Genomic DNA, 19206 nt, shown 5'->3' with positions numbered 1-19206 from the left:
GTGGGCGGTTCATTTGAAGGCGCCCGTCGGAGGCGTCAAGCAGCCCCCACTTGACCCGAAGCCCATGTCGGCGTTTTCCACGGTCATGACCCAGTCCTTCCCAAACCCCGCCGCCCATGCCCGCGCCGTTCTGGCCGATCTGGGCGTCACCGGCCTGCCCGCCGATGGCGGTGTGGCTGTGCGCTGCCCCCTTGATGGCGCGATCCTGACCCAGGTCGCCTATGACGACGCCCGGGCCATCGACGCCAAGGTCTCGGCCGCCGCCAAGGCCTTCCGCGCATGGCGCACCGTCCCCGCCCCGCGTCGCGGCGAGCTGGTCCGCCTGCTGGGTGAGGAACTGCGCGCCGCCAAGGATCAGCTGGCCGCCATCGTCACCCTGGAAGCCGGCAAGATCGCCTCGGAGGCCGCCGGCGAGGTCCAGGAGATGATCGACATCTGCGACTTCGCCGTCGGCCTGTCGCGCCAGCTCTATGGCCTGACCATCGCCTCGGAGCGGCCCGGCCACGCCATGCGCGAGACCTGGCATCCGCTGGGTCCGGTGGTGGTGATCAGCGCCTTCAACTTCCCGGTCGCGGTCTGGGCCTGGAACGCGGCTCTGGCCCTGGTGTGCGGCAATCCGGTGATCTGGAAGCCGTCCGAGAAAACGCCGCTGACGGCCATCGCCACCCACGCCATTCTGGAGCGCGCCATCGCCCGCTTCGGTGACGCGCCCGAAGGCCTGTGCAGCGTGGTGCTGGGCGGCCGCGACGCCGGCGAGCGGCTGGTGCGTGATCCGGCCATTCCGCTGGTCAGCGCCACCGGCTCCACCCGCATGGGCCAGGCCGTAGCGCCGATCGTCGCCGGCCGATTTGGCCGCTCGATCCTGGAGCTGGGCGGCAACAACGCCATGATCGTCACCCCCAGCGCCGACCTTTCGCTGGCCGTCCGCGCCATCGTCTTTTCGGCGGCCGGCACGGCGGGCCAGCGCTGCACGTCCCTGCGCCGCCTGATCGTCCATGAAAGCCTGGTCGACAAGGTCGCCGACGCGGTCGAGAGCGCCTTCTCCCGCCTGCCGGTCGGCGATCCGCGCCGCGAGGGCGTGCTGCTGGGTCCGCTGCACGACAGGGCCGCCTATGACGCCTTCGTCGCGGCGATGGATCAGGTCCGGGCCGACGGCGGGACCGTCAGCGGCGGCGAGCGTCTGCTGATCGACGAGCATCCGGAGGCCTATTATGTCCGCCCGGCGCTCGCCCGCCTGCCCGCCCCCAGCCCCGGCATGCAGCGCGAGACCTTCGCGCCCCTGCTGCACGTCGTGCCCTATCGCGACTTCGACGAGGCGGTGGCGATCCAGAACGATGTGCCACAGGGCCTGTCCTCCTGCGTGATGACCAATGACGTCCGCGAGGCCGAGGCCTTCCTGTCGGCCGCCGGCAGCGACTGCGGTATCGCCAACGTCAATATCGGCCCCTCGGGCGCCGAGATCGGCGGCGCATTCGGCGGCGAAAAGGAAACCGGCGGCGGTCGCGAGAGCGGCTCCGATAGCTGGAAGCAGTACATGCGCCGCCAGACCGCGACGGTGAACTATTCCGGAGCCCTGCCGCTGGCGCAGGGCGTGAGGTTTGATCTTTAGGCTCTGAGCCACTGCCCCCCTACGGGCTGCTGCGCAGCCGTCTTCCCCCGGAGGGGGAAGATGAGGTCGGCGCGTTTCATCTTCCCCCTCCGGGGGAAGACGATCGCGAAGCGATCCGTAGGGGGCAAGTGTCCGCGACCTCACGCGACAGCTCGCTGAGTTATGAAAAGGGTCGCGGAGCGTCCGGACCACGTCCGGATGAAGAAGTAGAAATACCGTTTCGACGAAGCCGTCCGCTCCGCGTGGTCGTTATCCATCAGCGTCCCGGCGGGTGGCCCAGTTGGGGCCTTACCGGAACCCGGACGCCTCGGTTTCCCGAAGTCCCGAAGGTCGGGGGGCGTGGGGCCAATTCTGACCAACACTCGCCTTGATCCCCATCCACGCCGACGGCGGGCGGGTCCTGCAACGCCAGGATCCCCGGACCGGTCGAGTATCCCCCTCGACCCCAGCCCCGCTCGATCACCCCCCGCCGCCGCAATGGTCGCTGGCCTTGCGCCCTTTCCTCGCGACGAGGTGGGTCAAGAATACGGGAGGTTTGAGCGCGTCTGACAGGCGCGCTCGGTTTATTTGGAGGGCGTTGATCAGGCTAAGCTTTTTCCCGAAAGCCCAGGGGATAGCGCGCAGCTTATCCTCGCACTTGCCCCCTACGGGCTGCTACGCAGCCGTCTTCCCCCGGAGGGGGAAGATGAGGTCAGCGCGTTTCATCTTCCCCCTGAAAGGGGGAGGACGACCTGCGCAGCAGGTCAGGAGGGGGCCTGCTGCGTTGGCCGATTGACCACGCCGACCGCCCCTACAGCGGGATGTTGTCGTGCTTCTTCCAGGGGTTGGTCAGTTCCTTGCCCTTGAGGCTCTTGAGGCCCCGGACGATGCGGCGACGAGTGCCGTGCGGCATGATCACGTCGTCGATATAGCCGCGCGAGGCGGCCACGAACGGATTGGCGAAGGCGGCCTTGTACTCGGCCTCGCGGGCGGCCAGGGCGACGGGGTCCTTGGCCTCGGCGCGGAAGATGATCTCGACGGCGCCCTTGGCGCCCATCACCGCGATCTCGGCGGTGGGCCAGGCATAGTTCAAATCGCCGCGCAGGTGCTTGGAGCTCATCACGTCATAGGCGCCGCCATAGGCCTTGCGGGTGATGACCGTGATCTTGGGCACCGTGGCCTCGGCATAGGCGAACAACAGCTTGGCTCCGTGTTTGATCAGGCCGCCATATTCCTGCTTGGTGCCCGGCATGAAGCCCGGGACATCCACCAGGGTGACGATCGGGATGTTGAAGGCGTCGCAGAAGCGCACGAAGCGCGCGGCCTTGCGGCTGCTATCGATGTCCAGCACGCCGGCCAAAACCTGGGGCTGGTTGGCGACGATGCCGACGCTCTCGCCGTCCATGCGGGCGAAACCGCAGATGATGTTCTTGGCCCACTCGCTGGAAATCTCGAAGAAATCGGCCTCATCGACGATCTTGAGGATCAGTTCCTTCATGTCGTAGGGCTTGCCCGGATCGCTGGGGATCAGGGTGTCCAGGCTCATCTCCTCGCGCAGCGGCTCATCGAAGCTCATCCGCTCGGGGGCCGGTTCGCGGTTGGACGACGGCAGGAAATCGACCAGGCGGCGCACCTGGGTCATGGCCTCCAGGTCGTTCTCGAACGCGCCTTCAGCCACGCCCGACTTGGCGGCATGCACCCGGGCCCCGCCCAGTTCCTCGGCGGTGACCACCTCGTTGGTGACGGTCTTGACCACGTCAGGACCGGTCACGAACATGTAGCTGGTGTCCTTCACCATGAAGATGAAGTCGGTCATGGCGGGGCTGTAGACGTCGCCGCCGGCGCAGGGGCCCATGATCACGCTGATCTGCGGGATCACGCCCGAGGCCATCACGTTTTCCATGAAGATGTCGGCATAGCCGGCCAGGCTGTCGACGCCTTCCTGGATGCGCGCGCCGCCGGCGTCGAACAGGCCGATCACCGGCGCGCCGACCTTCATGGCCTGGCGCTGGACCTTGACGATCTTGGCGGCATGGGCGCCCGACAGCGAGCCGCCGAACACCGTGAAATCCTTGGAGAAGACATAAACGACCTTGCCGTTGATCGTGCCCCAGCCGGTGACGACGCCGTCGCCGGGGATCTTCTGGTCCTGCATGCCGAAGTCGGCGCAGCGGTGCTCGACGAACATGTCGAACTCTTCGAAGCTGCCTTCGTCGAGGAGCAGGTCGATGCGTTCCCGCGCCGTCAGCTTGCCCTTGGCGTGCTGCGATGCCACCCGCGCTTCGCCGCCGCCGCCCTTGGCCTGCTCGCGACGACGATCCAGTTCCTCGAGAATATGCTGCACGCGGATGCGCTCCCCTGCTCCTGCGGTCTCCCAAGCCGTGGGGCCGCCTTATCGGACGAGGGGTAAAGCCGCGCGGCCGGACTGGCAAGCCAGCCCTTACGGCAGTGCAGCATTCGGATGGTTATGCCCGCAGGGCGGCGAACCACCGCTCCAGGGCCAGGGCCTCGATGGCCAGATTATCGGCACGCAGCCGCGCCTCGGCGTCCTGCCCCCAGATATCGGCCTGGAAGGTCTCTTCCAGACGCGACAGATCCAGGGCCCGCTGGCCGTCCAGCTCGCCGGCGCGGATGGCCAGGGCCAGCACCGTCGAGCCCAGAAGGCCCGAGGCATAGGCCACGCCGGCCAGGCTGAAATCATCCATCGACAGGGCCAGGGCCTCGACGTCGGCCAGGGTCTGGGCGGGCTGCGGCGTGTGAATGATCCCCGTCACCGGCGTGAAGTGCAGGCCCAGAGCGCTCTTGGCCCAGTCCAGCAGCGGTTGCCATTCCCGCGTCTGGCGCTCGACCAGGGGCGTGGGATGGTCGGCGCGGTAGCACAGCAGGTCAGACCCGGCATAGGCGGCGACCTCGACGGCCACGGCGGCGCGGGTCTCGGAGATGCGGTCGATGGCGGTGAAGGCCAGGCGGGTGGCGGGCATGATCGTCGAATCGATGACCTTGTCCTGCGCCTCCCACTCGTCCGCCACGCGCTGGGCCAGGGCCAGGCTGGGCAGAACCAGAGGCGACCTGGCCGGCGATTTGGGGGTGCGGCCGTCCAGCAGCACGGCGAAACCGCCCTCCACGGGCCCAACCGTCGCCGCCTTGTAGAACCGGCGCGGCTTTTCGATTGGCGGGGTCTTCTCGGCCACGGATGATGGCTCCCTGAGCGGTGATTTGCGGGACGGTCGACGGATCGCCCTCTTCAAGGCGTTGAATGATCAAGAACGGTCCCGGGCACAAGGCCCCGGACGCAAGGAGAGAGCGCGTTTGTCCCTGCCCTCCAAGGATATGATGGCGGCCCTGGCCGTAACCCGCTTTGGCCTGGGCGCCCGCCCGGGCGACATCGCCGCCGCCACGAGGGACCCGCGCGGATCCCTGCTCGGCCAGATCACGCCCAAAGGCGCCGACCAGCCGCAGCCGGGCGCCGACACCTCGGCCCAGCGCTTTATCGCCATGCGGGCCTATCAGGAGCTGCGCCGCGAGGCCAAGGACGACGGCGAGCCCAAGACTGTCGCCGTCCAGCAGGCCAACAAGGCCATTCGCGAGAAGGCCGCCGCCGACTTCCTCAGCCGCGCCCAGCTGGGCGCGAGCACGGCCGGCGGCTTTCGCGAGCGCTGGGCGCTGTTCTGGGCCAACCACTTCACCGTTTCAGGAACCAAGGAGCTGACCGCCGTGATGGTCGGCCCCTTCGAGCAGGAGGTCATCCGCCCCTACGCCTTCGGTCGCTTCGAGGACATGCTGGTCGCCTCCAGCACCCATCCGGCCATGCTGACCTATCTGGACCAGGCCCAGTCGGTCGGGCCCGGCAGCATGACCGGATCTCGCAACGGCCGGCGCGGCCTGAACGAGAACCTGGCCCGCGAGATCCTGGAACTGCACACCCTCGGCGTCGAGGCGGGCTACAGCCAGGCCGACGTCACCGAATTCGCCCGCGCCCTGACCGGCTTCACTGTCGGCCGCGAGGATGAAGACCGGGCCGGCCAGTTCGTGTTCCGGGAAAACATCCATGAACCCGGGGCCCGCACCATCCTGGGCAAGACCTATAAGGACGACGAGATCGGTCAGGGCCTGGCGGTGCTGAAAGACCTGGCCGCCCATCCCGCCACCGCCCGCCATGTCGCCTTCAAGATCGCCCGCCACTTCGTCGCCGACGATCCGCCGCCGGCCCTGGTGGCGCGGCTGGAGCAGAGCTTCCTCAAGAGCGGCGGGCGGCTGGACCGCGTGGCCCGCACCCTGGTCGAGGCGCCCGAGGCGTGGGAGCCTGCGGCGACCAAGTTCAAGACACCTTACGAGTTCCTGATCTCGTCCTGGCGGCTGATCGGCGCCCAGCCTTCGGCCTATGAGCGCATCACCGTTCCCCTGATCAGCCTGGGTCAGCGCGGCTTCTCACCCCCTTCGCCCAAGGGCTGGTCGGACATGGCCGGCGAATGGTGCTCGCCCGACGGCCTGATCAAGCGCCTGCAATGGAGCCAGGCCTTCGCCGCCGTGGTCGCCGACCGGCTGGATCCCAACGCGGCGGCCGTCGCGGTCCTCGGCGCCCGGCTGACGCCCCCGACCGCCCAGGCTGTCGCCCGGGCCGAGACCCGCAGCGAGGCCGTCGCCCTGCTGCTGATGAGTCCGGAGTTTCAACGCCGATGACCGACTGCCCGATGATGAACCGTCGCCGCGTCCTGGCCTCGGCCGCCGGTCTTGGCCTGTCGGTCACCTTCCTGGGCCGTCCGGCCCTGGCCGACGCCGACAGCGCCCTGGACAAGCGCAAGCTGGTCGTCGTGATCTGTCGCGGCGGCATGGACGGCCTGTCGGTCAGCCCCCCTGTGGGCGACAAAAGCTATGAGGGCCTGCGGCGCGGGATTTCCATCAAGCCCGAGGACGGCCTGAAGCTGGACGGGACCTTCAGCCTGCATCCGGCCCTGACCTCGGTCCACGCCCTGGCCCTGAAGGGTCAGGCCCGGATCGCGCCGGCGGTGGCCACGCCCGACCGCGCCCGCTCGCACTTCGAGGCCCAGGACGTGCTGGAAAGCGGCTCGGCCCAGGTCTATGCGACCACCTCGGGCTGGCTGAACCGGACACTGGAAACCCTGCCCGCCTCGCGCAAGGCCGAGGGTCTGTATGTGGGCGCCACCACGCCCCTGATCCTGCGCGGCAAGGTCCAGGCGGCCAGCTGGTCGCCGGGCAAGGGCGTGGACGAGACCGCCCGTCTGCCGACCCTGCTGCAGGACCTCTACCGCAGCGATCCCCTGATGGGGCCGGCCTTCGCACGCGGCCTCGAGACCGAGAGCATGGCCCAGGCCGCCATGACCGCCATGGCGCCGCCCGTCGAAAAGGACGGCATGGCCGCGCCGGGCATGATGGCGCCGGCGGCCCCGGCCGGCCGGGGCGGACGCGAGGGACGCGAGGCGGCCCGCAAACTGGGCGCGACCCTGGCCGGCTTCATGGTTCAGGACGGCGGCCCGCGCATCGCCGCCATCGCGCTGGACGGCTGGGACACCCACGCCGGTCAGGTCGGCCAGCTCAACACCCGGCTGGCCTATCTGGACTCGGTGCTGTCGGGCCTCAACACCGGCCTGGGCGAGGAGTGGAAGAATACGGTGGTGGTCACCGTCACCGAATTTGGCCGCACCGCCCGCGCCAACGGCACCGGCGGCACCGACCACGGCACGGCCTCGACGGCCCTGGTGCTGGGCGGGGCGCTGAAGCCGGGCGGGATCATCGGCGACTGGCCGGGCCTGTCCCCGCCCGCGCTGTTAGAGAACCGCGACCTGGCGCCCACCCTGGACATGCGCGGCCTGTTCAAAGGTCTGCTGGGCGACCACATGGGCGTCGACCGCGCGGCGCTGGACAACCGGGTGTTTCCGGGCAGCGCAGCGGCGAAGGCGGTGACCGGGCTGGTCTAATAATGCCCGCTCTCCCCGGCGAAGGCCGGGGCCCAGATACAGCCTGAGACTTTGGGGATGACGCGCCTTCTGATCCAGCCAGATCAACACCCTTTCCGGGTTCGATCTGGGCCCCGGCCTTCGCCGGGGAGAGCGGATTGAAAACTAGGCGGGCACGACGTCGAACGCCATGGTCAGGCGGTGCTCGGGCGAGGTGAAGGCCCGGGTGCCGTGCCACATGTAGGACGGGAACAGCACCAGCATCCCCGGCTGGGGGCGCACCTCGTGCTCGGGCTCCAGGGCCGGCCGGGTGACGCAGCCGGGCTGGCCGAACTTGATCCAGCCTTCGCGCGTGTGCTCGTCGGCCACGCCGCCGGGCAGGTCCAGATAGAAGGCCGACGAGATCCAGCCCTGCGGGTGCACGTGGTCAGCGTGGAAGCCGTTGGGCGACAGCCGCACCGACCAGCCGCCGCTGACCCGGAAATCGCCACCGGCCCGGGCGCGCAGCGGGTCGTCGCCGGGACCGATGTCGGCGAGGTAACGCGCCACCACCTTGCGGACCTGGGCGAAGAAGGCCTGGAACAGCGGGTCGGGCGACTGGTGCAGCGAGGGAACCTGGCTGCCGCCGCGCAGGGACTGCTGCAGCGGATGGGTCTTGAGGTCGTGCCGCTGGGCCAGCCGGTCGCGCAGGGCGCCCAGATAGGCGTCCAGACTGTCCCAACCCTGCGGGGTCGGCAGGGTGTAGGCCCGCACAAGGCCCTCATAGTCGTTCAGCACCGCGCGGCGCGGATCGCCCGACAGCCGCCAGGCCGTGGATTGCAGGGCCAGGCCGTGCTGATCCAGCGGTGCGATGGCCCTCAGGCGTTCAGTGGTCTGAGACGCGGCGGCCGCATCGCCGACCGCCAGATGGGCCTCGGCCAGGGCGATCAGCACCTGGGGGGCCTGCGGGACCAGGCGTTCGGCGGCCTGGGCGTGGGCCAGCATGGCGTCGACCTGGCCGTTCTCGCCGGCCATGTGCGAGGCGGCCAGCAACAGCAGGGCGTCGTTCGGCTGGCGGATCAGGGCGTCGTTCAGGGTGGCGAAGGCGGCGGCCTTGTCGCCGGCGAACTCCTCGACCGTGCTCTTGAGCAGGATCAGCTGACTGTCAGCCGGATTGCGCGCCAGCGAAGCCGTCAGGGCCTCCAGGGCCAGGACCAGATCGCCCGACCGCATCCAGCGCAGCTGGGCCAGGTTGCGATGGGCATCGCCGAACCCGTCCCGGCGGCTGATGGCCGCCCTGAACGCGGCCTCGGCCTCGTCATAGCGGCTCTGGCCCTGCAGGGCGCGACCCAGCACCAGCCAGGCTTCGGGCGCGTCGAGGCCCAGGGCGATGGCCTTGCGGATCGCCGCCTCTGTCTCTTCGGCCTGGGCCAGATCGCCCAGGGTGGCGGCCAGATTGTACCAGGCAATGCGGTCATTCGGCGTGGCGGCCACGGCCCGGCGGTTGAAGACCAGCGCCTCGTCATGTCGGTCGACGCCCTTCAGCGCCGCCGCATGAACGATCAGCATCCCGGCCCCGGCCTGCGGCGAGGCCGCAGGCGCGCGCGTCAGGGCGACCGCATCGGTCGAGCGGCCCTGGTCGACCAGCGTCCAGGCTTGCCGAACGACCTCCGCCGTCATCGACGCTTGATCTGCTTCTTCGCGAACGGATCCTGGTCGGCCTCGTCTTCCGAGAAGCCGAACTTGGCGAAGCCGGCCTTCAGCTCGGGGCTGATCGGCGCCTCGATGAACAGCATGCCCACCGACGGGTGCGGCAGCATCACCGAGCGGGCGTGCAGCTGCAGCTTCAGGCCCTCCGACAGCTGGGTCGATTTCTCGTCGCTGTATTTCGGATCGCCCAGGATCGGGTGGCCGATGGCCTTCATGTGAGCCCGCAGCTGGTGCGTGCGACCGGTGTGTGGACGCAGGGCCATGAAGGTGACGCGCGGGCCGGCGCGGCTGATCGAGACGAACTCGGTCTCGGCCGGCTGGGCGTCCTTGTCCTTGGGCTCGGCGGGAACCACCAGTTCACGATCGCCTACGCCACGCTTGGCCAAGTGCAGCTCGATCACGCCCTCGACCGGGTGCGGATTACCCTGGACGATGGCCCAATAGGTCTTCTGCGCCTTGCGCTTGGCGAACGAGCCCGACAGCCGCGCGGCGGCGGCCGGGGTCTTGCCCAGCAGCAGCACGCCCGAAGTGTCGCGGTCCAGACGGTGGACCAGCTTGGGCCGGTTGACGCCCTCGCCCCAGGCCGACAGCAGCTTGTCGATGTGGTGGGTGGTCTTGGTGCCGCCCTGCACGGCCAGGCCGGCGGGCTTGTTTAGGGCCAGGACTTCCTCGTCCTCGTACAGCACCAGCGACTTGGCAAACGCAATGTCGCGCTTGGACAGCACCAGCTTTTCGTCGGGATCGGGCGCGTCGGGCAGAGGCGGCACGCGCACCTGCGAGCCGGCCGCCAGCTTGGTGTCGGCCTTCACGCGCGAGCCGTCGACCCGCACCTGACCGGAGCGGAACAGCTTGTTGAGCTGGATGTGGTTGAGGTGGGGCCAGCGGCGCTTGAACCAGCGGTCCACCCGGGTGCCATCCTCGCCCGCGTCCACATAGAGCGTGCGTACTTCTTTCATGCCGCGAACATCCTGCGGGCGATCAGAAGGCCCGCGTAAAGGGCCGCCACGGACAAAAGCACGCTGGCGGCGGAATAGGTGAAGGCCTGACTGTAGTCGCGCTTCTGAATCATCAGCGCGGTCTCCAGCGAAAAGGCCGAGAAGGTCGTAAAGCCGCCCATGACGCCGACGGCGAGCAAAAGGCGGACCGGTTCGTGGTTGGCGTTGCCACGATGCGCCAGCCAGGAGGCCAGCACGCCCATCAGGAAACCACCGATCACATTCACCGCGAAGGTGCCGTAAGGCCAAGCCGGTCCCATCAGCCGGAGGGCCTGGGCGCCCACCAGATAGCGGGCGACCGAGCCGACGGCGCCGCCGGCGGCTACGAGAAGCAGTTTGGTCATTGGCTCCTTATGCGCCGAGCGGGGCCGAACGCCAAGTCGCGCACGGATTTCTTCGCGGTGAACATCGCTGGAAACCTTGTTTCCGAACGAGAGGTTAAGCGTGCCAGCGGCATTCTGGCCGCTCCTCTTGCGAACCGAGCCCCATGCCCTTCGACAGCAACGCCCAGGACGATACGACCCAGCGTCTCGCTCTGCCCGCCCCGGTCCTGCACCGGCTGGCCGGGAGCGAGCTGATCGCGCGCGGCTCGGTGAACGTCATCAGCGTCCAGGCCATCCGCGCCTGGGCCGGCGACTGGTGGTCGCAGAAGCGCGGCGATGTCTGGACCTATGTCGAGCGCAAGCTGGCCGAGCACCTGGACCGCAACGACATGCGGGCCCGCATTTCCGACAGCGAATTCCTGATCGCCATGAACAGCGACCAGGGCCTGGCCGCCCAGGCGACCAGCGTCCGCATCCTGGAAGACGTGCTGACCCACCTGCTGGGCTCCGTCGACATGAGCGATCTGGGCATCAGCACGGTCATCGGCCTGAACGGCGGCGAGGCCATCTGCCGCCGGATCGACGCGGCTACCGTGCTGGCGGCCCGCGCCCGGCGTGACTCCAAACGCTCACCGGTGCGGCGGGCGGTCGAGGACGGCGATGAGTCACGACGCACCCCCGTGGCCTTCACCACTGCCGGCGGCGCGGCCCTGCGGGTCGATTTCACGCTGGAACACGTGATCAGCCTGCGCCGCAATGTCACCACGGCGATCCGCATCGAGCCGGTGGTCACCCATCTGGCCAGCGGGCGCCAGGCCAATGCACGGGCGATCACCCGCCTGCCCGACCGCGACATCGCCTTTATCGACGAGGCGACCCTGAAGTATGCCGCCGTGTTCGCGCGCGGCGCCCAGGGCCACAACGTTCCTGACCTGATCCTGCCGGCCTCGTTCCGCACCCTGGGCACCCAGCGCGGCCGCGACATGCTGACCGGAACGCCGGGCCTGTCGCTGGCCCTGCTGCGCGGCGGCGTGATGATCGAGCTGGTCGATATCACCCGCGGCACGCCCTCGGGCCGCCTGCTGGAAGTGGTTGGCCTGCTCAAGGCCCTGACACGCGGCGTCATCGCCCGGGTGCCGCCGGAGAAGGACGCCCTGCGCGGCCTGAAGGAGGCGCGGCTGAACGGCCTGACGCTGGACGCCTCGGACCTCGCTGGACCGGCGGAGCGGATCGCGGCCGACATCATGAACTTCGGCCGCGACGCCAAGGGCGTGGCGCCGATGACCACGCTGCAGGGCCTGCCCGCCGAGGGCTATTTCGCGGCGGCCGAGACTGCGGGTCTGACCCACGCGGCCCTGCGCGCCAACCACCCGCTGGCGGCCAGGACGGCAGAGGCCGCCTAGATCGTGCTGCGGCCGTAGCCCACCGAGCGGATGATCGCCTGAGCGACATAGACGTCGGCGTCACGCGGCGCCGCGCCCCTGCCGAACACCACTTCCAGCGAGCTCGTCACGGTGGGTCCGGGGCCCAGGTCGAAGCTTGTGCCGAGGCCCAGGCCAATCGAGCTGTGCCCGCCATAGCGGCTGGAGCCCCCGCCAATCGACAGGCGCGGTCCACTACCAGCCCCGGTGCTCGTCGTCAGGCGATCCGACACCCGAAACCAGTCATAGCCGTCGCGCACCGCCAGCTCGGCCGCACGCAGCAGGGCATAGTCTGAAACCTGCTCAACGGGCGCGCCGGGGCCGCCCTGGAAGGTGACGCGGTAGCGGCCGGGCTCCAGCCGAAACTCCGAATAGCCGACGCCCGCCGACGCGGTCCTGGCGGCGTAGAGGGTGGGCGCGCTGGCGCAGCCGCTCAGCAGCAGCAGGGACAGGGCAAGACCGGCGAGGCGTTGCATGGCGTTTCTCCTGACCTTTAAACGGCTTGGCTAGGCGCGCTGTTCCGGAAGCGGCAGGCCAAGCTTTTCCAGCATGGCGACCATATCGGCCGGGACCGATGCGGCGATCCGGCGCTCGCCACCCTCGGGATGCGGAAACACCAGGTGGGCCGCGTGCAGCATCAGACGCGGAACCGCCGTCCCGCCCAGCATCAGCGCCCCGCCGTAACGGCTGTCGCCCGAGATCGGCCGGCCGATCGAGGCCATGTGGACCCGGAGCTGGTGCATGCGGCCAGTGTCCGGCGACAGCTCGACCAGGGCGGCCGTCGCGTTGGACGACAGGGTGCGATAGCGGCTGCGGGCGGTCTCGGCGTCGGGGTGGTCGGGCGCACAGACCCGCATATAGGCCTCGCGGCCGATGGATTCGCGGCGCAGCGGGCTGTCGATCATGCCGCCCTTGGGCTCCGGCGCGCCCGGCGCGACGATGGCCATGTAGGACTTGCGGAACCGCTTGCCCATCAGGGCCTTGCCCAGGAACGCCGCCCCCGGCTTGGTCTTGGCGGTGAGGATGACGCCGGAGGTGTCGCGGTCCAGCCTGTGGATCAGGCGCGGACGCGGACGACCGGGCCGCGCGAAGGCCCACAGCAGGTCGTCCAGCGTATGGGCCTGGATGCGGCCGCCCTGGCTGGACAGGCCGGCGGGCTTGTTCAGCACGATGACGCTGTCGTCCTCGTGGATCACCCAGGAGCGCGCCAGGGCGATCTCGTCGTCCGTCAGGGTGATGGGCGCGTCGGAGGCCTTGGGTTTCGGCGCGAGGGGCGGACGGCGGGGGGGGCGTTGGCCCGCAAAAGACGGCTTATTCAGCGGAGTGAGTCTCGCCGCGACGCTGGGCTTCCAACCCATCAAGCTCACGCTTGAGGAAGAGCGCATAGATGCCAAACCCAATAAGGATTGGTCCCAGGATGTAGATCATGGCCTCAAGCGGCGTCATGGCTGTTCTCCATGGGGCGAAGTATACCACGCTATCACATGCAGCACGAGCGCGAGCACCATGCCCACGTAGCTGGCCGTCTTGAAACCCAAGCCCTTGATGTAGGGCTCAATGAAGGACGCGCCCATCGCCGCATAGGCGTAGGTGGTCACATTGGTGGTGAAGAGCTTGAGCCGCACCCTCAGATCGGCTTCCCGCTTTTCTCGATCGATTGGTTTCTTCATGGCTCGCCAAACATGTCAAACGAGAACAAATAAAGAACAATTACAGGAAGAGCACAAGCCCGAACTCGCCTACTTTCCGTCGCGCCGCAGCTTACCCCACGCGTCCAGCCGTTCCCGCACCTTGGCCTCAGCGCCGATCGGCTTGGGCTCATAGAACCGGGGCCGCGCCATGCCGTCCGGGAAGTAGTTCTGGCCCGAGACGCCGCCCTCGACGTCGTGGTCGTAGGCGTAGCCGTCGCCATAGCCGAGCGACTTCATCAGCTTGGTCGGGGCGTTGAGGATGTGGGCCGGCGGGGCCAGGGAGCCGGTCTCCTTGGCTGCGCGGCGCGCGGCCTTGAAGGCGGTGTAGACGGCGTTGGACTTGGGCGCGCTGGCCATGTGGACCACGCACTGGGCCAGGGCCAGTTCGCCCTCGGGGCTGCCCAGAAAGTCGAAGGCGTCCTTGGCGGCCGTGGTCAGGAGCAAGCTGAGCGGATCGGCCGCGCCGATGTCTTCCGACGCCATGCGCACCAGGCGGCGGGCGATGAACAGCGGGTCCTCCCCGCCCTCCAGCATGCGCGCCAGCCAGTAGAGCGCGGCGTCCGGATCGCTGCCGCGCACCGATTTGTGCAGGGCCGAGACGAGGTTGTAGTGCTCCTCGCGGTTCTTGTCGTAGGCGGGCCGGCGCTTCTGCAGGAACTGGCCCAGCTGGACGGCATTAAGCGGCGTGTCGGTTCCAACCGACAGCAGGGTCTCGGTCAGGGTCAGCAGGTAGCGGCCGTCGCCATCGGCCATGGCGATCAGGGTGAAGCGGGCCTCGGAGTCCAGCGGCAGTTTGCGGCCTTCGACCGCTTCAGCCTTGGCCAGCAGGGCTTCCAGAGCTTCCTCGTCCAGGCGCTTGAGAACAAACACCTGGCAGCGTGACAGGAGAGCGCCGTTCAGTTCGAACGACGGGTTCTCGGTCGTGGCGCCGACCAGGGTGATCACCCCCTCCTCCACGAACGGCAGGAAACCGTCCTGCTGGGCGCGGTTGAAGCGGTGGATTTCGTCGACGAACAACAGGGTGCTCTGGCCGGCCATGCGGCGGCCGCGCGCCTGCTCGAAGGCCTTCTTCAGGTCGGCGACGCCCGAAAATACCGCCGAGATCTGCTGGAACTCGTAGCCGCCGGCCTTGGCCAGCAGGCGGGCGATGGTGGTCTTGCCGGTGCCGGGCGGCCCCCACAGGATCATCGACGACAGGCGCTTGGCCGCCGCCATCCGGCCGATCGGCCCCTCGGGACCCAGCAGGTGCTCCTGCCCCACTACCTGGTCCAGCGTCTGGGGCCGCAGACGCTCGGCGAGCGGCGTCGGCGCATGCGGCGTCAGGCCGGCGGCTTGGAAAAGATCGGACATGGCCATGGTCTACAAAACTGGAGAGGTCATGACCAACGAAGAAGACCCGGCGCAGGGTTCCGCGCCGGGTCCATCATTCTGGCCTGATCAGGGTGTCAGGTGTTGAACCGCGCCGTGATCCGCTGGCCGCCGCGTTCGATGGTCACGGTCCAGGCGCGATTGCCGCCGTTCGACAGCGCGGTCAGATCAGAGACCGTGTTGATCGGCCGGCCATTGACCTCGCGGATGAAATCGCCCGGACGCAGACCGGCGCTCAGCGCGAAACCCTGGCCGATCTTGCTGACCAGCACGCCCCGGCCCGCAAACGGGTCAGCGCCCAGGTCCTGGGCCACGGCCGGCGACAGGTTCAGCACCGTGGCGCCGTCGAAGGGGTTGCGGCCGGTCAGGGTCTTCTCGTCGCGGGCCGGGCTTTCGGGCGCGGCCTCGGCGCGGACGGTCAGGGTCTGCTCGCGCTCGCCGCGGCGGATGACCATCGGCACACGGTCACCGACCTTGTGGGTGCCGATCGCGAAGGCGCCGCCGCCCTCGTCGTTCACGACGCTGCCGTCGATCGACAGGATGATGTCGCTTTCCTTCAGCCCCGCCTTGTCGGCCGAGGAACCGGGATAGACCTGGGCCACCAGCACGCCGCGCGGGGCGGCCATGCCCAGACTGCGGGCGATCTCGGCAGTGACGGGTTGGCCCTTCACGCCCAGCCACGGACGCACCACGCTGTGGCCGCCGCCCAGGGCGGCGTTGACCACCTGCTTGACCACAGCGGCGGGAATGGCGAAGCCCACCCCGCTGGACGAGCCCGAGCGCGAGATGATGAAGGTGTTGATGCCGATCAGGTCGCCGTCCATGTCGACCAGCGGACCGCCGGAATTGCCCGGATTGATCGAGGCGTCGGTCTGGATGTAGCTGCCGAAATCGGCCGCGCCGACATCGGTGCGGGCCATGGCCGAGATGATGCCGTTGGTCACCGTCTGGCCGACGCCGAACGGATTGCCCAGGGCCAGGACCAGGTCGCCGACTTCCAGCTGTTCCTGATCGTCGATGGCCATGACCGGCAGGCGCTCGCCCTTGGTGTCGATCTTCAGCACGGCCAGATCGGCGCGCGGATCATCGAGCAGGACGGTGGCGATGAACTCGCGACGATCGGCCAGCTGGACGGTGATCTCGCCGCGGCCTTCGACGATGCCTTCGATATTGTGATGGTTGGTGATGATCACCCCGTCGGCGCGGACGATGGCGCCTGAGCCCAGGGAGCCCTGCACCTGTTCGCGCGGCACGCCGCCTCCGCCCATGAACATGTCCCAGAACGGATCCCGCGCCTGGGTCCGCACGACCCGGCGGCTGGCGACATTGACCACGGCCGGCGCGGCCTTCTTCACCACGGGCGAGAACGAGGCCTTCATCGAGGCCGGATCACTGGGCGCGCGTCGGGTGGGCTGGGCCAGGTCCGGGATCGCCTGGGCGCTGGACGGGCCTTGCGGCGAACAGGCCGCCAGCAGGATCAGGGCGGGAAACAAAGCGCGATGGGCTCGCATGGGTGTGGAGCGTCTCCTTGGAAGCGACCCGGACATCGCCTGAGCTTTCGGGCGCATTGATGGCCGCTCGGTGTCCTGACCGGTCAGGCCGGGCGCGGTTCGGCTGAGATAGGGTGTGCGAAGCGGAACGCCAGGGCCGTGCCGGCCAGCATCAGGGCGGCGGCGAGTAACACCGGCAGGCCGGGCATGTGCACGGTCGCGTCGTTGCGCACCGCCCAGGCGAACGGGGCCAGATACAGAACCGGGCCGACGATCGAGGCGATCCCCATCATCGCTGAATTGGCGCCCTGCAACTGCCCCTGCTCGTGGGGCGCGACCCGGCGGGTCATCAGGCCCTGCAGGCCCGGCTGGATCAGACCCGAGAAGGCGAAGATCGGCAGACCGCAAAGATACAGCCAGCCTGTCGGGGCCAGGGCATAGATCGAAAAGCCGACAAAGCCGCAGAACAGGCCGATCAGCAGCGCGCCGCGCTCGCCCACCGCCTTGACGATCCGGCCGACTAGAAAGGCCTGCAGCAGAATCCCGGCAATGCCGCTGGCCATCAGGGTCAGGCCGATGGTCTGCACCGACCACTGATAGCGAAAGCCCATATACAGCACGAAGACCGACGGCAGAACGTTGTGGGCCAGCTGGAACAGGAAGCCGACACCGGCCAGGCCCAGCAGGTCAGGCTTGCTCCGCAGCAGGTTCAGCGAGCCCAGCGGGTTGGCCTTTTTCCAGTCGAAGGTCTTGATCCGGCGCTCGGGCGGCAGGGACTCGGGCAGCACGAAATAGCCGTACAGCCAGTTGCACAGGGCCAGGGCCGCGCAGACCAGGAACGGCAGGCGGTGATCGAACTGCCACAGCCAGCCGCCCAGGGCCGGGCCGAAGGTGAAGCCGACGCCGAAGGCCGCCCCCATCAGGCCAAAACCCTTGGCGCGGTTCTCAGGGGTGGTGACGTCAGCCACATAGGCGCCGGCGGTCGAGAAGCTGGCCGCCGTCATGCCATTGAACACCCGGCCGACAAACAGCCACCACAGGCTGGGCGCGAAGGCCATGAACAGGAAGTCAACACCCAGGCCGAAGATCGAGGTCAGGATCACCGGACGCCGGCCAAAACGGTCGGACAACAGGCCCAGAACTGGCGCGCAGATGAACTGCATCACGCCCCAGGTGGTGGCGAACAGCACGTTCCAAAGCGCGGCGTCAGCCGTGTCGCCGCCGTTGAACCGCTTCACCAGCTCGGGCAGCACCGGGATCATCACGCCCAGCGACAGCACGTCCATCACGGCGGTGACGAAGATGAAGCCCAGGGCCGCCTGCCGGCGTCCGCCCGTGATGGTCTGAGTCATGCGTCGTTCTCCCCGGCGCGCCCTAGTTGCCGGTCCGTCGCCGCGACCGCAAGGCCGTCCAGCAGGTCACGCCACCATTCTCCATGCCGGCGCAGGAACAGGCCGTCGGGGAAGGTGTGGCGCGCCACGTGCGCGGTCGGCACGCTGTCCCAGCCGCGATGCTCGACCGTAACCCGCGTGCCGTCCTCGACGGCCTCGAAGCGGACCTCGACCTCGGTGTCCATGTCTGGCGCGAAGGTCGCCTGCCGCCAGCCGACCACCAGCCGCTGGCCCGGCTCCCAGACCCGCACCGTGCCGACCTCGAACACCTTGCCCGAGGCCAGGCGCTCGACCAGACGACGACCGCCTTCGCCCTCCCCCTCGATGGCTTCAAAGACCATGACACCCGGCGACCGGGGCGTGAAGGCGAAGAGCGTGTTGGGCCGCCACCAGGCGGCGATCTCGGTGGTGAAGGCCTCGAACACCCGCATCGGCGGGGCCTTGATGCGCAGGGCGACAACGACGCGCGAACTCATGCGCCCTCCACGTGAGCCTTCAGCGCCGTGAGTTGGTCGACCCAGTGGGCTTCCGCGATTTCCAGCCAGGCCTTGAGCTCGTCCATGGGCCCCGCCCTCAGCTGATAGACCCGCACGCGGGCGTCAAAGTCTGGATGGCTTTCCTCGATCAGTCCCGACTGGCGCAGGGTCCGCAGGTGGCGGCTCATGGCCGGCGGGGTCAGGCCGACGGCCTGCGCCAGTTCCCCGGCCCGATGCGGTCGCTGACGCAACAGGTCGACGACCCGCCGACGGTGCGGATCGGCAAGGGCCGCCAGGGTGCGGTCGAGCGAGGCGGTCACGCTGGGCCCAGGCTCATCCCTGACCCGTGATCTTCAGGCCTGTGCGACGCTCCATCTCCTGCACCGACACGGTCTCGACGTTTCGCGCCACCGTCCAGATGTGGCCCTCGGGATCTTTGCAGCGATAGGTGCGATCACCGTAGAACTGGGTCGCGGGCTCAACCAGGATTTCAGCGCCCGCCGCCCGCGCGCGCTCGCAATGCGCGTCAAGCTCGCCCTCGCTCAGCTGGATATGCACCGTCTGGGTGTTCTTGCCGCCCACCGAGGCCGGGCTCTTGTGGTCGTCGCTCCACTCGTTGCCGATCATCACGCAGGCATTGCCGAAGCGCATTTCGGAATGGCCCAGATTGCCCTCGGCGTCCTCGACCAGAAAGACCAGCTCGAAACCGAACGCCTTTTCCAGCCAGGCGAGCGCCGCCTTGGGGTCGCGGTAGCAGACCGCCGAGATCAGGTTGGGACGCCAGTCAGCCATCGTGCCACTCCTATCGGATATCGACAATATTTAACGCATATGAAAACTATATCCGCAAGCCCGGCGA

Annotated in this window: 19 protein-coding genes and 1 pseudogene; 5 read left to right on the top strand and 15 right to left on the bottom strand. The window is 68.6% G+C overall.

The features are described 5' to 3' along the window. Positions 1–85: 85 nt before the first annotated feature. Both amaB and ACW17Z_RS18510 read left to right on the top strand, forming a co-directional pair. On the top strand, positions 86–1609 hold the full coding sequence (gene amaB / locus ACW17Z_RS18515; RefSeq protein ID WP_492058557.1) for an L-piperidine-6-carboxylate dehydrogenase: 1524 nt from the start codon (positions 86–88) through the stop codon (positions 1607–1609). 411 nt (positions 1610–2020) lie between these two features. After that, positions 2021–2158 (top strand): annotated as a pseudogene (locus ACW17Z_RS18510) (hypothetical protein); the annotation flags it as partial. Between the two features lie 241 nt (positions 2159–2399). Here the strand turns inward: ACW17Z_RS18510 and ACW17Z_RS18505 are convergent. Both ACW17Z_RS18505 and ACW17Z_RS18500 read right to left on the bottom strand, forming a co-directional pair. Then, the gene (locus ACW17Z_RS18505; RefSeq protein ID WP_492057062.1) at positions 2400–3932 is read right to left on the bottom strand and encodes an acyl-CoA carboxylase subunit beta; all 1533 of its coding nucleotides are present in this window, start codon (positions 3930–3932) and stop codon (positions 2400–2402) included. Between the two features lie 121 nt (positions 3933–4053). Then, complete coding sequence (locus ACW17Z_RS18500; protein WP_419321126.1) at positions 4054–4779, bottom strand: ATP12 family chaperone protein; 726 nt, start codon at positions 4777–4779, stop codon at positions 4054–4056. 118 nt (positions 4780–4897) lie between these two features. Here ACW17Z_RS18500 and ACW17Z_RS18495 point away from each other — a divergent pair, with 118 nt between their 5' ends. After that, complete coding sequence (locus ACW17Z_RS18495; protein WP_492057061.1) at positions 4898–6268, top strand: DUF1800 domain-containing protein; 1371 nt, start codon at positions 4898–4900, stop codon at positions 6266–6268. Continuing rightward, positions 6265–7524, top strand: coding sequence for a DUF1501 domain-containing protein (locus tag ACW17Z_RS18490; protein ID WP_492057060.1), 1260 nt, complete (start codon positions 6265–6267; stop codon positions 7522–7524). The genes ACW17Z_RS18495 and ACW17Z_RS18490 overlap by 4 nt, the downstream gene beginning before the upstream one ends. A gap of 144 nt (positions 7525–7668) precedes the next feature. On the opposite strand, the gene ACW17Z_RS18485 is transcribed toward ACW17Z_RS18490, so the two are convergent. The 3 genes from ACW17Z_RS18485 to crcB are packed head-to-tail and all read right to left on the bottom strand — an operon-like array spanning position 7669 to position 10531. Beyond that, positions 7669–9162, bottom strand: coding sequence for a putative 2OG-Fe(II) oxygenase (locus ACW17Z_RS18485; protein WP_492057059.1), 1494 nt, complete (start codon positions 9160–9162; stop codon positions 7669–7671). Next, on the bottom strand, positions 9159–10148 hold the full coding sequence (locus ACW17Z_RS18480; protein ID WP_419321121.1) for an RluA family pseudouridine synthase: 990 nt from the start codon (positions 10146–10148) through the stop codon (positions 9159–9161). The genes ACW17Z_RS18485 and ACW17Z_RS18480 overlap by 4 nt, the downstream gene beginning before the upstream one ends. Continuing rightward, positions 10145–10531, bottom strand: a complete 387-nt coding sequence (crcB, locus tag ACW17Z_RS18475) for a fluoride efflux transporter CrcB (RefSeq protein ID WP_419321120.1) — start codon at positions 10529–10531, stop codon at positions 10145–10147. The genes ACW17Z_RS18480 and crcB overlap by 4 nt, the downstream gene beginning before the upstream one ends. Positions 10532–10674: 143 nt before the next feature. Here crcB and ACW17Z_RS18470 point away from each other — a divergent pair, with 143 nt between their 5' ends. After that, positions 10675–11913, top strand: coding sequence for a hypothetical protein (locus ACW17Z_RS18470; protein ID WP_492057058.1), 1239 nt, complete (start codon positions 10675–10677; stop codon positions 11911–11913). On the opposite strand, the gene ACW17Z_RS18465 is transcribed toward ACW17Z_RS18470, so the two are convergent. The 10 genes from ACW17Z_RS18465 to ACW17Z_RS18420 form a co-directional block, all read right to left on the bottom strand. Next, positions 11910–12407: a CC0125/CC1285 family lipoprotein gene (locus ACW17Z_RS18465; protein ID WP_419321118.1), complete on the bottom strand. Its 498-nt coding sequence runs from the start codon at positions 12405–12407 to the stop codon at positions 11910–11912. The genes ACW17Z_RS18470 and ACW17Z_RS18465 overlap by 4 nt on opposite strands. A gap of 30 nt (positions 12408–12437) precedes the next feature. Next, on the bottom strand, positions 12438–13127 hold the full coding sequence (locus ACW17Z_RS18460) for an RluA family pseudouridine synthase (RefSeq protein ID WP_492057057.1): 690 nt from the start codon (positions 13125–13127) through the stop codon (positions 12438–12440). A 115-nt stretch (positions 13128–13242) separates the two neighbouring features. Beyond that, complete coding sequence (locus ACW17Z_RS18455) at positions 13243–13377, bottom strand: hypothetical protein (RefSeq protein ID WP_492057056.1); 135 nt, start codon at positions 13375–13377, stop codon at positions 13243–13245. Continuing rightward, positions 13374–13601, bottom strand: coding sequence for a hypothetical protein (locus ACW17Z_RS18450; protein ID WP_492057055.1), 228 nt, complete (start codon positions 13599–13601; stop codon positions 13374–13376). The genes ACW17Z_RS18455 and ACW17Z_RS18450 overlap by 4 nt, the downstream gene beginning before the upstream one ends. A 69-nt stretch (positions 13602–13670) precedes the next feature. Then, positions 13671–14972, bottom strand: a complete 1302-nt coding sequence (locus tag ACW17Z_RS18445) for a replication-associated recombination protein A (RefSeq protein WP_492057054.1) — start codon at positions 14970–14972, stop codon at positions 13671–13673. Between the two features lie 95 nt (positions 14973–15067). Beyond that, positions 15068–16537, bottom strand: coding sequence for a Do family serine endopeptidase (locus ACW17Z_RS18440; RefSeq protein WP_492057053.1), 1470 nt, complete (start codon positions 16535–16537; stop codon positions 15068–15070). A 47-nt stretch (positions 16538–16584) separates the two neighbouring features. Further along, positions 16585–17832 (bottom strand): TCR/Tet family MFS transporter, encoded by a 1248-nt coding sequence (locus ACW17Z_RS18435; RefSeq protein ID WP_492057052.1) that lies wholly within the window; start codon positions 17830–17832, stop codon positions 16585–16587. Further along, positions 17829–18347, bottom strand: a complete 519-nt coding sequence (locus ACW17Z_RS18430) for an SRPBCC domain-containing protein (RefSeq protein WP_492057051.1) — start codon at positions 18345–18347, stop codon at positions 17829–17831. The genes ACW17Z_RS18435 and ACW17Z_RS18430 overlap by 4 nt, the downstream gene beginning before the upstream one ends. Beyond that, positions 18344–18667, bottom strand: coding sequence for an ArsR/SmtB family transcription factor (locus ACW17Z_RS18425; protein ID WP_492057050.1), 324 nt, complete (start codon positions 18665–18667; stop codon positions 18344–18346). Before ACW17Z_RS18425 ends, ACW17Z_RS18430 begins: the two co-directional genes overlap by 4 nt. Before the next feature lie 13 nt (positions 18668–18680). Then, positions 18681–19139, bottom strand: a complete 459-nt coding sequence (locus tag ACW17Z_RS18420) for a VOC family protein (RefSeq protein WP_419321106.1) — start codon at positions 19137–19139, stop codon at positions 18681–18683. Between the last annotated feature and the right edge of the window lie 67 nt (positions 19140–19206).

This window comes from Caulobacter sp. GSs2 (genome assembly GCF_058680895.1).
This window is presented reverse-complemented; position numbering and strand designations above follow the sequence as displayed.

Bases quoted from the DNA above. Each gene is read 5' to 3' on its own strand.
- amaB (WP_492058557.1), top strand. From the start codon at position 86: ATGACCCAGTCCTTCCCAAACCCCGCCGCCCATGCCCGCGCCGTTCTG.
- ACW17Z_RS18490 (WP_492057060.1), top strand. From the start codon at position 6,265: ATGACCGACTGCCCGATGATGAACCGTCGCCGCGTCCTGGCCTCGGCC.
- ACW17Z_RS18485 (WP_492057059.1), bottom strand. From the start codon at position 9,162: ATGACGGCGGAGGTCGTTCGGCAAGCCTGGACGCTGGTCGACCAGGGC.
- ACW17Z_RS18480 (WP_419321121.1), bottom strand. From the start codon at position 10,148: ATGAAAGAAGTACGCACGCTCTATGTGGACGCGGGCGAGGATGGCACC.
- crcB (WP_419321120.1), bottom strand. From the start codon at position 10,531: ATGACCAAACTGCTTCTCGTAGCCGCCGGCGGCGCCGTCGGCTCGGTC.
- ACW17Z_RS18470 (WP_492057058.1), top strand. From the start codon at position 10,675: ATGCCCTTCGACAGCAACGCCCAGGACGATACGACCCAGCGTCTCGCT.
- ACW17Z_RS18465 (WP_419321118.1), bottom strand. From the start codon at position 12,407: ATGCAACGCCTCGCCGGTCTTGCCCTGTCCCTGCTGCTGCTGAGCGGC.
- ACW17Z_RS18455 (WP_492057056.1), bottom strand. From the start codon at position 13,377: ATGACGCCGCTTGAGGCCATGATCTACATCCTGGGACCAATCCTTATT.
- ACW17Z_RS18450 (WP_492057055.1), bottom strand. From the start codon at position 13,601: ATGAAGAAACCAATCGATCGAGAAAAGCGGGAAGCCGATCTGAGGGTG.
- ACW17Z_RS18445 (WP_492057054.1), bottom strand. From the start codon at position 14,972: ATGTCCGATCTTTTCCAAGCCGCCGGCCTGACGCCGCATGCGCCGACG.
- ACW17Z_RS18440 (WP_492057053.1), bottom strand. From the start codon at position 16,537: ATGTCCGGGTCGCTTCCAAGGAGACGCTCCACACCCATGCGAGCCCAT.
- ACW17Z_RS18435 (WP_492057052.1), bottom strand. From the start codon at position 17,832: ATGACTCAGACCATCACGGGCGGACGCCGGCAGGCGGCCCTGGGCTTC.
- ACW17Z_RS18430 (WP_492057051.1), bottom strand. From the start codon at position 18,347: ATGAGTTCGCGCGTCGTTGTCGCCCTGCGCATCAAGGCCCCGCCGATG.
- ACW17Z_RS18420 (WP_419321106.1), bottom strand. From the start codon at position 19,139: ATGGCTGACTGGCGTCCCAACCTGATCTCGGCGGTCTGCTACCGCGAC.